Here is a 12,583-nt window from a genome sequence, read left to right as displayed (position 1 = left end):
ACGCATGTGGCAAAGCTATGTAAACGGCCTGTTGGTCGCGTTCGGCCTGATCATGGCGATCGGCACGCAAAACGCCTTTGTCCTGGCGCAAAGCCTGCGCCGTGAACATCATCTGCCGGTGGCCGCACTGTGTGTGGTCTGCGACGCGCTGCTGGTGGCGGCCGGGGTATTTGGCCTGGCCACCGTGCTCGCGCAGAACCCGACCCTGCTGGCCATTGCGCGCTGGGGCGGCGCCGCGTTCCTGCTGTGGTACGGCAGCCTGGCGCTGCGGCGGGCCTGTTCGAAGCAGAGCCTGCAGCAGGGCGAGGACCAGACCGTGCGCTCGTTGCGCGCGGTACTGCTCAGCGCACTGGCGGTGACCCTGCTCAACCCCCACGTCTACCTGGACACGGTGCTGTTGATCGGCTCCCTCGGCGCCCAGCAAACCGAGCCTGGCGCCTACGTGGTCGGCGCGGCCAGTGCCTCGTTGCTGTGGTTTTTCACCCTGGCCCTCGGCGCGGCCTGGTTGGCACCCTGGCTGGCGCGCCCCAGCACCTGGCGGATTCTCGACCTGCTGGTGGCGGTGATGATGTTCGCGGTGGCCTTTCAATTAATTGTCGCCCGTTGAATATCGCAAAAGGCTCTGGAACCTCTATCCCACACAGTTGTTGCGTGGTTATGCCGCACCCCCGGTGCTATGATCCGACACCTGCGCCGCAAAGAGTACAAACTCCCCGGCGCTTGTCTGGCCGCCCGTGATCGGCCTTGCGCTCACCGCAACTGACCTGATTAGGAGAATCATCATGGCTTTCGAATTGCCGCCACTGCCTTACGCACACGATGCACTGCAGCCGCACATTTCCAAGGAAACGCTGGAGTTCCACCACGACAAGCACCACAACACCTATGTCGTGAACCTGAACAACCTGGTGCCAGGCACCGAGTTCGAAGGCAAGACTCTGGAAGAAATCGTCAAGTCTTCTTCGGGCGGCATCTTCAACAACGCCGCTCAAGTGTGGAACCACACTTTCTACTGGAACTGCCTGGCGCCAAACGCCGGCGGTCAACCAACCGGCGCGCTGGCTGAGGCCATCAACGCTGCATTCGGTTCGTTCGACAAGTTCAAGGAAGAGTTCAGCAAAACCTCCATCGGCACCTTCGGTTCCGGCTGGGGCTGGCTGGTGAAAAAGGCTGACGGTTCCCTGGCCCTGGCCAGCACCATCGGCGCCGGCAACCCGCTGACCAACGGCGACACCCCGCTGTTGACCTGCGACGTCTGGGAACACGCCTACTACATCGACTACCGCAACGTGCGTCCAAAGTATGTGGAAGCGTTCTGGAACCTGGTCAACTGGAAGTTCGTGGCTGAGCAGTTCGAAGGCAAAACCTTCACCGCTTGAGTCCGCTTGTTGTGAAAGAACCCGGCATTGCCGGGTTTTTTTATGCCTGCGGCGGCAGCTGAAACCCCCGAAAAACACCCCTGCCCTTGCTCCGGCGCCACAGGCGGCTACCATCATCCAGATACAAATATTCTCCCCTGCCCCTCAAGTTGCAGGAGGTGCATACCGACACACTACAAATGGGTTTCAATAACCGGCCCCCCCGGTTGTGCGGCCAGGCCGGCGGACAACGTCCGCAGGGCTCGATTGTCCCTTTGACTGCCATCACGGGATTGCCAATACTCATGGCATCTTGACGTTACCCGCACGGAACAAGGAATTACCCTTTGAAGCTGGAACTTAAAAACAGCTTGTCGGTGAAGTTGCTCCGGGTTGTGCTGTTGTCGGCATTGATCGTGGGTGTGGTCTTGAGCTGCGCACAGATCGTCTTCGATGCCTACAAGACGCACCAGGCGGTAGCCAACGATGCTGAACGCATCCTCGACATGTTTCGCGACCCATCGACCCAGGCCGTCTACAGCCTGGACCGGGAGATGGGCATGCAGGTGATCGAGGGGCTGTTCCAGGATGACGCCGTGCGCATGGCCTCCATCGGCCATCCCAATGAAACCATGCTGGCGGAAAAAAGCCGTGAGCTGCAGCACTCCGGCAGTCGCTGGCTGACCGACCTGATCCTGGGCAAAGAGCGCACCTTCACCACCCAACTGGTGGGGCGTGGTCCCTACAGTGAGTACTACGGCGACCTGAGCATCACCCTCGACACGGCCACCTATGGCCAGGGTTTTATTGTCAGCTCGGTGATCATCTTCATTTCCGGGGTTTTGCGGGCGCTGGCCATGGGGCTGGTGCTGTACCTGGTCTATCACTGGCTGCTGACCAAGCCGCTGGCGCGGATCATCGAGCACCTGACCACCATCAACCCCGACCGTCCCAGCGAACACAAGATCCCCCAGCTCAAAGGCCACGAGAAAAACGAACTGGGGCTGTGGATCAATACCGCCAACCAGTTGCTCGAGTCCATCGAGCGCAATACCCATCTGCGCCATGAAGCGGAAAACAGCCTGCTGCGCATGGCCCAGTACGACTTTCTCACCGGCCTGCCCAACCGCCAGCAGTTGCAACAGCAACTGGACAAGATCCTGGTGGATGCCGGGCGCCTGCAACGCCGGGTCGCGGTGATCTGCGTTGGCCTGGACGACTTCAAGGGAATCAACGAACAGTTCAGCTACCAGACCGGTGACCAACTGTTGCTGGCCCTGGCCGACCGCCTGCGCGCCCACAGTGGTCGCCTCGGCGCGCTGGCACGCCTGGGTGGCGACCAGTTCGCCCTGGTTCAGGCCGATATCGAGCAACCCTATGAAGCCGCCGAACTGGCGCAAAGCATTCTTGATGACCTGGAAGCGCCGTTTGCCCTCGATCACCAGGAGATTCGCCTGCGCGCCACCATCGGCATCACCCTGTTCCCGGAGGACGGTGACAGCACCGAAAAGCTGTTGCAGAAAGCCGAGCAGACCATGACCCTGGCCAAGACCCGCTCGCGCAACCGCTACCAGTTCTACATCGCCAGCGTCGACAGCGAAATGCGCCGGCGCCGCGAACTGGAAAAGGACCTGCGCGAGGCCCTGCGCCGCGAGCAGTTCTTCCTGGTCTATCAACCGCAGATCAGCTACCGCGATCACCGGGTGGTGGGGGTCGAGGCGCTGATTCGCTGGCAGCATCCGGAGCTCGGGCTGGTACCGCCGGATCTGTTCATTCCGCTGGCGGAGCAGAACGGCACCATCATCGCCATCGGCGAGTGGGTCCTGGACCAGGCCTGTCGCCAGTTGCGCGAGTGGCACGACCAGGGCTTCAGCGACTTGCGCATGGCGGTCAACCTCTCCACCGTGCAACTGCACCACGCCGAGCTGCCGCGGGTGGTCAATAACTTGCTGCAGATGTACCACCTGCCGCCGCGTAGCCTGGAGCTGGAAGTGACCGAGACCGGCCTGATGGAAGACATCAGCACCGCCGCCCAGCACCTGCTCAGCCTGCGCCGCTCCGGCGCCCTGATCGCCATCGACGACTTCGGCACCGGCTACTCCTCCCTCAGCTACCTGAAAAGCCTGCCCCTGGACAAAATCAAGATCGACAAGAGCTTCGTCCAGGACCTGCTGGACGACGATGACGATGCCACCATCGTGCGCGCCATCATCCAGTTGGGTAAAAGCCTGGGCATGCAGGTAATTGCCGAGGGGGTGGAGACCGCTGAGCAGGAGGCCTACATCATTTCTGAGGGCTGCCATGAAGGTCAGGGTTATTTCTACAGCAAGCCGCTGCCGGCCCGGGAACTGAGCGCCTACCTGAAACAGGCGCAACGCAGCAACGTCCTGAGCTTGTTGTAGCCGCGTTGTAGCAGCGGTCGCGCTCCGCGAGGCCGCGTTCGGCGGCGCAGCCGTCGTCGACGTTACAAATCGCCCGGGCGAGGACTGCGTCCTCGAACGCAGGCTACGCCAGCTGCTACAACTCGAACGCAGCCTTCGGCAACTGCTACCGTGAATAAGAAATATTTCCAGGTACAACCCTTTACACATAATGCGAAAGATTTGCATTATGTCGCAGTTTTGCGCTCACCGCGCTTGCCCCTCATCTACCGAAGCAGGATGTTCGCCATGATTCGTATGCCTCTGGCTACCGCCAGTTTGCTGGCCATCGCTATTTCCCTCGCCGGTTGCGGCGAAGGTAAAGACAAGGCTGCTGCTCCTCAAGCGCCTACTCCAGCCGCCAGCACTGCAGCACCTGCAGCTGCAGCCGCCACAGGCAAAGTCGACGAAGCCGCTGCCAAGGCCGTAGTCGCGCATTACGCCGATATCGTGTTCGCCGTCTACAGCGACGCCGAATCCACCGCGAAAACCCTGCAAACCGCGATCGACGCCTTCCTCGCCAAGCCGAACGACGAGACCCTCAAAGCCGCCAAGGCTGCCTGGGTTGCCGCTCGTGTGCCTTACCTGCAGAGCGAAGTGTTCCGCTTCGGCAACACCATCATCGACGACTGGGAAGGTCAGGTTAACGCCTGGCCCCTGGACGAAGGCCTGATCGACTACGTCGACAAGAGCTACGAGCACGCCCTGGGCAACCCGGGTGCCAGCGCCAATATCATCGCCAACACCGAAGTCCAGGTGGGTGAAGACAAGGTCGACGTGAAAGACATCACCGCGGAAAAACTCGCCAGCCTGAACGAGCTGGGCGGTTCCGAGGCGAACGTTGCCACCGGCTACCACGCCATCGAATTCCTGCTCTGGGGCCAAGACCTGAACGGCACCGGCCCTGGTGCTGGCAACCGTCCGGCCTCGGACTACCTGGAAGGCACCGGCGCCACCGGCGGCCACAACGATCGCCGTCGCGCCTACCTCAAGGCCGTGACCCAACTGCTGGTCAGCGACCTGGAAGAAATGGTCGGTAACTGGAAGCCGAACGTGGCCGACAACTACCGCGCCACCCTGGAAGCCGAGCCAGGCGAGACCGGCCTGCGCAAAATGCTGTTCGGCATGGGCAGCCTGTCGCTGGGCGAACTGGCTGGCGAGCGGATGAAGGTGTCCCTGGAAGCCAACTCCCCTGAAGACGAGCAGGACTGCTTCAGCGACAACACCCACAATTCGCACTTCTACGACGCCAAGGGCGTACGTAACGTGTACCTGGGCGAATACACCCGTACCGACGGCACCAAGATGACCGGCGCCAGCCTGTCGTCGCTGGTGGCCAAGGCCGATCCAGCTGCCGATACTGCCCTCAAGGCGGATCTGGCGGCGACGGAAGCCAAGCTGCAGGTCATGGTCGATCACGCCAACAAGGGTGAGCACTACGACCAGTTGATCGCCGCCGGCAACACCGCAGGCAACCAGGTCGTGCGCGACGCCATCGCCGCCCTGGTCAAGCAGACCGGTTCGATCGAACAAGCGGCTGGCAAGCTGGGTATCAGCGACCTGAACCCAGACAACGCTGATCACGAGTTCTGATCAACCCCGGCCACGACCCGTCTTGAAAATGCCCCGGCACGCGCGAGGCTGATCAGCGGGTCAGCCTGACCGAGAAGCCCTGCAGGCTCACGCTTGCAGGGCTTTTCTCGTTTTAAGGTGCAGGTACGCGACCACGATCGACGTCGAGCATCGAGCCCGGTCAGATCCGGAAAGCAAAGAGACTCGACTGGGCACCGACCGCTGGCAGATGAATGCCGCCGATCAAACTGACGAAATGGTTGTTGGCTTGCGCCTGACTGACCAGGGCGCGTGTAGCCGGGTCCATCAGGTCAATCCTCGGCGCGACACCAGAGAGGCCTTCAACCCGCTCGCCCAACGCTCTGCGCAACGACATCCAAAATAACTGATCGCTCCCCGCACGCCTGAACATCAACTCGAACGGCTGGTTGAACCCTGTGACCATTTCGTAACGGCTGCCCACCAACCGCTCGACCATCAGCGCCCTCAGCGCGCCGTCGCTCCCCGAGACCAAGGCCTCATGCATCAGCAACGGGATGTCCTGTGTAGTGAAATTCAGGCGGTGGTACACGTCGGGAAAGGTTTCGAGTCGCCAGGCGCCTGCGGTCTTGCGGGTGAGCGGGAGCATGGACAGTGGCTCGCCCAGCACGGGCATCGCCTGGGCTGATAGAGAGCGCCAGCCCTGCAGCGTGCGCTGGAGGGCGGCAATCCCCCAGACCGTCAGGCCTGAAGGATTGCCCAGGTGAACAGCATGTTGGCAACCTGCGTCTGAGAGATTGACGTGAATGTGGGGAACGCGTCCGCCACATAAGCGACCAGCGACTTGACGAAAGGCAACTCAATTGAATGCATCCATCGAGACAATGATTGCTCGAACGTCGCCAACCTTGGCTGCCGGTAAAGGTCAGTACTGAGCGTGCGCTCGAACGCCACAAAGCTGTTGGTGGGCATCTGTGGATCATGCATCAGCACAACACCGGTATTGATCGTGGCGCCTGAAGGTAGAACAGGAAAGTAGCGTTCATCAATCTTGACGTAGTCACGCCCGATCCATTGCGGGTCGCCACCGATACGCCGATAGATGCCCATCTGCGCGTTTTGCACCTGAAACTCAGAGGGATCCAGACTTTGTCCCCAATCGACAAATTGCTCGTGGGCAGGCCTGACGGGGCGTGGTGGCACGGGCACCGGTTGGCTTGGTCCGGGAATCGGCTCGACCGGACGGGGACGACTGGGTCCCGGGACGGGCTCGATGGTGGTGGGCCGAGCGGCCTCGCCAACCACACCGCCGCCGCTCCACGCATTCGCCCAATCAAGGCCTCTGAGGCGCATTCGTAGACGCTCCGGGCTCACGATCAGGTAAGTGTCGAAAATCCCTAATGCCCCCCCTATGCGTAAGTAATGAACCAGGCTCAAGCCAAACTCGATTTCGCGCCCACGCGGAAACGCGAAAGACTCAAACACACGCCGGGCCTGAAACTCGTCAAGAAAGGGGTAAAGATCCCTGAGCGCGCGCTCCGGAGAAATACCTCCCAAGGCGGGCGCATCCGGGTGCGTGCCGATTTCCCACTGCCCGGCGCAATCCCGGCGGATCGGCGCATAGTGGTGCTGAACCGGCTTGCGGGCGTCCCTGACACGCCATGCCTCCTCAAACCCCTCATCCAGGATCGAGTACCACTGTTGGCCGTCATTGAGGAAGTACTGCTTGGCTCCATCGACGGGCGAGAGCTTGTAATAAATGCCTTTGCCCTCCCATCCGGGGAGGGGGCTGAGGGCCTGCGGTTTTTTACCCAGGGCCATTTGCGGGTTCAATTTTCGCGCACCTGAGGCCAGCCTGGAGACCGCTTTGGGCGTGGCACCGGCAAGCCCCATCCCGACTGCGCCATCCACCACAGCGCCGGTGAACTCTCCCAATGCCCGGACAACGTGATGGGCGACACCTTCACGATCTGCGATTTTCGCCGCCTCAACGGCGTTAAAAAGCGCAAACAGACTCCTGGCCAGGCCGATAGGCAGTGTTACGCGGATCGGCAACACCATGGTCACCACATCAAGCGCAATACCCGCAACCGTCAGACCGGTCTCGATATCGGTTTGCCCAGTGGTGGTCATCTGGGCGGCCGCGTCATTGATCGCGAAGCTGGCCTCGATTTCATACCCCTCCTCGAAGACGTTACCTGCGATTCGCACAAGGCTGACCATGGAGACATCCCCCCGCCCTTGCACTGAAGCCCGGACATGGGGTTGAAACGCCAGCTCCACCCGCCCGACCAGGTACTCGCGCCACTGGCTGTTATGAATGAAGTCACTCATCAGGCGCTCTCGGGGGTACTCCCGGAACACCCGCCCGTCGGGTGCCTGGGGTGTGTACACCACAACGGTACCGCTGCCGGCGGTCGAGGTGCAGAACAGTAATACGCCGCGAACCCGCTGACCACGCAGCTTCAAGTGCTGCACGATAATCCGGTGATCTTCGACCTGAGCACGCTGATCGTTATCGACAGGCTGATCCAGCACCACGCTCACCCAATTGAACCCACGCGCCAGTCGGTCCGGTAGAAAATCACCGTTGATCTTGGCTTCGATGGCATCCAGGCGCAGTTGCTGGGCCATGAGCCGGACAAACGTGTGTTTGTGCTGCAAGGCCTGTGCGCAAGTGATCAGCTTCTCCTTCAAAAAGTCCTGATAGTGTTGGCCGACATTCAGGTTGCGCACCATGTCTTTGACCTGCTCGATCGTCAAACCGTCATAGGCGGGCAATCCTGCGGCGGGATTGATGTTCGCTGACTGCATGCTGCGGTTGGATGCCGCGCTGCTCGCGGCTTTCACGTTCAGTGTGGAGTCATTGCTGAAATTGAAGTCCAGGCCCCCGACGTTCTCCAGGGCCAGTTCGGTCAACGTCCGCGAACGGTATCTGCGTTGCGCCCCCCCAGGCTCGCTGATGGTGGACGCAGGCGCACCCGGCGCATACGTCACTGGCCGCACATCGGGTTCCCGAGTGGTGACGAGGATGTCATCCGGATTCACCGTCAATCCGTGCTCGGACTCAAGCGCCACGCGCAGTTGTCGATTGCTGTACGCCAACAGCGAGCGCCGGTCGCTGAACTGACTGAAGGAAGGCAGCCCTTCGCTGTCCGGCAAATTGGCCAGCGTCTGGCCATAGAGGGTGAACGCCGATGCCCAGGCCTCTTTGTCGACGACAGAGGCTCCCGCGAGAAAAGCCCGCAGTCGTGCCTGCGTACGTTTTTTGTTCCTGGCCTGCAGTACCGCATCGATCGTGAACGCGCGCCGCAGATCGGTCACTCGGTCCAGCGCACGAGGCAAGTTGGCCATATCGGCGTGGATACCCATCGCCTGGTAGCGGGCGATGGTCGAGGCAACATTTTGCTGGATCAACCGGCACTGCGACTCGATGCCGAATGTGAAAGGCGAATCCAGGCGCTCCAGATAAAGCATCTGATCGCACACCGGCGCGACACGATGCAGGGCCAGTACACGCTCGTGATCGTCGTCGGCAATCATCTCCAGCAAGCTGGCGAACTCGACGCCGTGCCCCAGGCGACGGTGCAACTCACGATCAAGGCTGGCCAGCGAGTCGAACTCTTCAAAACCCTGCAGCGGGGAAAACAACAGCACCCGCCCGACGTTTGCAGTCGGTTCGATGGGGCGAACCACAGGCGCACGGGCATCGATCTCCCAGCCCGCCTGCGAGTCCTGCGGGTCACGCGAAGTGAGGATAAAGGCGCCCTGCATCTGGATCGCAGGTGCCTCGCCCTGTTTGAGTGCCACACCATAGACACAGGGACGATAGCCCTGCAGCGCCTGGCGGGCCGCGGCATCCGGATAACGCAGCAGTTTGTCGAACAGCGTTTGCGCGGTGGGGCTGAGGAGCTCATCGCACCTGAGCAGCTCAAACTCGGTTTTCAGATGGCTGAGCCTGACCTCCTCCAGCCACTGTTTGTGGGTTCGGTTGTCTGTGGGGCTCAAAGGCGTGTCCCAGTAGCGCTGCAGATACAAGGGGTATTGCACCAGCAATCCGTCGGCCAACCGATCGAGAAACCCATCGAATGCCTGGGCCTTGAGCGCCGAAAAGCGTTCAGTGGCGCCACCGGCCTTGGGCACATGGTAGAAGTCGGTCTGCCGACGGGCATAACTCGCCGCCTCACCGCTGACGATGCGCTGCACGGCAGCATCCATCAGACTGGGCATCAGTGACAGCGACTGCGCGTCATCCGTACCCGAGGATGTCGTGGGCGTTTTTTCACGGGACTGGATATAGCTGTGCCGTAGATCCAGAGGGGACGTCAGTTCGGCAAAGTCCTGATCGAAGTGGTGCTGCACGAACCCATGAAAATCCGGCTGGGTCTGAAAACCCTCAGTGACCTGGACGTCCAGTTCCGATAGTTGCTGGCGCAAACTGGCCTGCCCAGCGCTGTCTCGGGAGTTCAACTGCTCGTTGAGGGGGGAAGGCGGTACGTATTCATTCAGCATGGGGAAACTCTAAGGTGACGGAGTGTCCTGCATCCTGCCCCCTCGATAAATCCCTTGGGGGGTGCATATGTACGGCGTTGTCCGACGAGGCCGGGCACTGCCCCCAGTCAAGCAAACGATAATTCCTCTTATTCAAACTCCCCTGCCCTGTTAGACTTTGCGCCCTGTTTTGCTCGTCTTTCTGGATACCCGATGCCCTCGCTGCCGCTTCGCTTGTCTGCACTGCTACTGGCCCTGGGCCTGAGTGCCTGCGATGACGCCCCGCGGTTTACCGAGGCCGAGCCCGGTGAGGCCCGCTCCGGGGGCGCGGCGACCGTGCGCAAGAGCGACCAGAACGCGTTTTCCCTGCCATCGGCCAATCTCTCGCCGACAAGGCGGCTGGATTTCAGTGTCGGCAACAGCTTTTTCCGCAGCCCCTGGGTCACCGCCCCCTCGACCACCACTGCCCGTGATGGCCTCGGCCCGTTGTTCAACACCAACGGCTGCCAGAATTGCCACATCAAGGACGGTCGCGGCCACCCACCGGCGCCCGATGCCAAGAACTCGGTCTCGATGCTGGTGCGCCTGTCGATCCCCAATGCCCCGGCCTACGCCACGCTGATCGAACAGGTCGGCGTGGTCCCCGAGCCGGTCTACGGTGGGCAGTTCCAGGACATGGCGGTCCCCGGGGTCACGCCGGAGGGCAAGGTCCGGGTCGAGTACACACCGGTTATGGTGCGATTCAAGGACGGCAGCGAAGTCGAACTGCGCAAGCCCAGCCTTAAGATCAGCCAACTGGGCTACGGCCCGATGCACCCGGACACGCGTTTTTCCGCGCGGGTGGCCCCGCCGATGATCGGCCTCGGCCTGCTGGAAGCCATCCCCGATGCGGCGATCCTGGCCAACGCCGACCCGCAGGACAAAGACCGCAACGGCATCAAGGGCCGGCCGAACCTGGTCTGGGACGATGCGCAGCAAAAAACCGTGCTGGGGCGCTTTGGCTGGAAAGCCGGACAACCGAACCTCAATCAACAAAATGTCCACGCGTTTTCGGGTGATATGGGCCTGACCACCCGCCTCAGGCCTTTTGATGACTGCACCCCAACCCAGGCCGATTGCTTAAAAGCGCCCAACGGCAATGGTCCCGATGGCGAGCCGGAAGTCAGCGACAACATCCTGCGCCTGGTGCTGTTCTACAGTCGCAACCTGGGTGTACCGGCCCGACGCGGCGTCAACGACGCCCAGGTGCTGGCCGGCAAGAACCTGTTTTTCCAGGCCGGTTGCCAGTCGTGCCACACGCCAAAATTCACCACCGCCGCCACTGCCGCCGAACCCGAACTGGCCAATCAAGTGATTCGCCCTTACAGCGATCTGCTGCTGCATGACATGGGTGAAGGCCTGGCGGATAACCGCACCGAGTTCCAGGCCTCCGGCCGCGACTGGCGCACCCCACCGCTGTGGGGCATTGGCCTGACGCAGACGGTCAGCGGCCACACCCAGTTCCTGCATGACGGCCGCGCTCGCAACCTGCTCGAAGCCGTGCTCTGGCACGGGGGGGAAGCTTCAGCGGCGCAGCAACAGGTTTTAGCTTTCAGTGCCGAGCAGCGCGCGGCGCTGCTGGCCTTTTTGAATTCGCTTTGAACGCCTTTCCCATTTGCTTTGCCCCATACACATAGGGAGCCCGATATGTTTCGTCCCAAGTTGTTGTTCACCAGCCTAGCCGCCCTCGCCCTCGGCGCCTGCGCCCCCCAGGACCCACAAGCGGTGACCTCGGCGGCCATTGCCAAGCAAGTGATCCTGCCGACCTACAGCCGTTGGGTCGACGCCGATCGCCAACTGGCGGTCAGTGCCCTGGCCTACTGCGAAGGCAAGTCTGACCTGGCGACCGCCCGCGCCGACTTCCTCCACGCGCAAAAAGCCTGGGCCGAACTGCAGCCGTTGCTGGTCGGTCCGCTGGCCGAGGGCAACCGCTCCTGGCAGATCCAGTTCTGGCCGGACAAGAAGAACCTGGTGGGTCGCCAGGTCGAGCAATTGCTCAGCGCCCAGCCCCAGATCGATGCCGCGGCACTGGCCAAATCCAGCGTGGTGGTCCAGGGCCTGTCGGCCTATGAGTACATTCTGTTCGACGCCAAGAGCAACGTTGCCGACGCTGCGCAGAAAGCCCGCTACTGCCCGCTGCTGACCGCCATTGGCGAGCGGCAGAAACGGCTGGCCGAGGAAATCCTCGCCAGTTGGAACAGCACCGACGGCATGCTGGCGCAGATGACCAAGTTCCCCAACCAGCGTTACGCGGACTCCCACGAAGCCATCGCCGACCTGCTGCGCGCCCAGGTGACGGCGCTCGATACCCTGAAGAAAAAACTCGGCACGCCGATGGGCCGCCAGACCAAGGGCATTGCCCAACCGTTCCAGGCTGATGCCTGGCGTAGCCAGTCGTCGCTGCCAAGCCTGCAGGCCAGCCTCAGCGCCGCACAGACCGTCTGGGTCGGTGTCGACAACAAAGGCCTGCGTGGCCTGCTGCCGGCCGAGCAGAAGCCGTTGGCGGACAAGATCGACGCCGCCTATGCCGCGTCGTTGAAGCTGTTCGACAGTAACCAGCGCTCGCTGACCGACATGCTCGGTGACGATGCCGGTCGCCAGCAACTCAACGATCTCTACGACAGCCTCAACGTCGTCCATCGCCTGCACGAAGGCGAACTGGCCAAGGCGCTGGGCATCCAACTGGGCTTCAACGCCAACGACGGTGACTGATGAGGGTTAGCT

General features: G+C 61.7%; 8 protein-coding genes. 6 read left to right on the top strand and 2 right to left on the bottom strand.

Translation table 11 applies throughout. From position 1 onward, the window contains the following. Positions 1 to 4: 4 nt before the first annotated feature. The 4 genes from AACY45_RS11495 to AACY45_RS11480 all read left to right on the top strand — a co-directional run bounded on the left by AACY45_RS11495 (position 5) and on the right by AACY45_RS11480 (position 5,371). The gene (locus AACY45_RS11495; protein ID WP_339545565.1) at positions 5 to 607 is read left to right on the top strand and encodes a LysE/ArgO family amino acid transporter; all 603 of its coding nucleotides are present in this window, start codon (positions 5 to 7) and stop codon (positions 605 to 607) included. Positions 608 to 782: 175 nt separating this feature from the next. After that, complete coding sequence (locus AACY45_RS11490) at positions 783 to 1,379, top strand: superoxide dismutase (RefSeq protein ID WP_095165865.1); 597 nt, start codon at positions 783 to 785, stop codon at positions 1,377 to 1,379. A 326-nt stretch (positions 1,380 to 1,705) separates the two neighbouring features. Further along, on the top strand, positions 1,706 to 3,760 hold the full coding sequence (locus AACY45_RS11485; protein ID WP_339545564.1) for a putative bifunctional diguanylate cyclase/phosphodiesterase: 2,055 nt from the start codon (positions 1,706 to 1,708) through the stop codon (positions 3,758 to 3,760). Positions 3,761 to 4,027: 267 nt separating this feature from the next. Next, positions 4,028 to 5,371 carry an imelysin family protein gene (locus tag AACY45_RS11480; RefSeq protein ID WP_339545563.1) on the top strand — a complete coding sequence of 448 codons (1,344 nt, stop codon included), beginning with the start codon at positions 4,028 to 4,030 and terminating at the stop codon, positions 5,369 to 5,371. Positions 5,372 to 5,531: 160 nt separating this feature from the next. On the opposite strand, the gene AACY45_RS11475 is transcribed toward AACY45_RS11480, so the two are convergent. Both AACY45_RS11475 and AACY45_RS11470 read right to left on the bottom strand, forming a co-directional pair. Next, positions 5,532 to 5,978, bottom strand: a complete 447-nt coding sequence (locus tag AACY45_RS11475) for a hypothetical protein (RefSeq protein WP_339545562.1) — start codon at positions 5,976 to 5,978, stop codon at positions 5,532 to 5,534. Between the two features lie 92 nt (positions 5,979 to 6,070). Next, positions 6,071 to 9,841, bottom strand: coding sequence for a dermonecrotic toxin domain-containing protein (locus AACY45_RS11470; RefSeq protein WP_339545561.1), 3,771 nt, complete (start codon positions 9,839 to 9,841; stop codon positions 6,071 to 6,073). A 192-nt stretch (positions 9,842 to 10,033) separates the two neighbouring features. On the opposite strand from AACY45_RS11470, the gene AACY45_RS11465 reads away from it, so the two are divergent. Both AACY45_RS11465 and AACY45_RS11460 read left to right on the top strand, forming a co-directional pair. After that, positions 10,034 to 11,461 carry a di-heme oxidoreductase family protein gene (locus AACY45_RS11465; RefSeq protein WP_339545560.1) on the top strand — a complete coding sequence of 476 codons (1,428 nt, stop codon included), beginning with the start codon at positions 10,034 to 10,036 and terminating at the stop codon, positions 11,459 to 11,461. 45 nt (positions 11,462 to 11,506) lie between these two features. Continuing rightward, complete coding sequence (locus tag AACY45_RS11460; protein WP_339545559.1) at positions 11,507 to 12,571, top strand: imelysin family protein; 1,065 nt, start codon at positions 11,507 to 11,509, stop codon at positions 12,569 to 12,571. Positions 12,572 to 12,583 lie beyond the last annotated feature (12 nt).

This window comes from Pseudomonas sp. RA_35y_Pfl2_P32 (genome assembly GCF_963970735.1).
Taxonomy (GTDB): domain Bacteria; phylum Pseudomonadota; class Gammaproteobacteria; order Pseudomonadales; family Pseudomonadaceae; genus Aquipseudomonas.
This window is presented reverse-complemented; position numbering and strand designations above follow the sequence as displayed.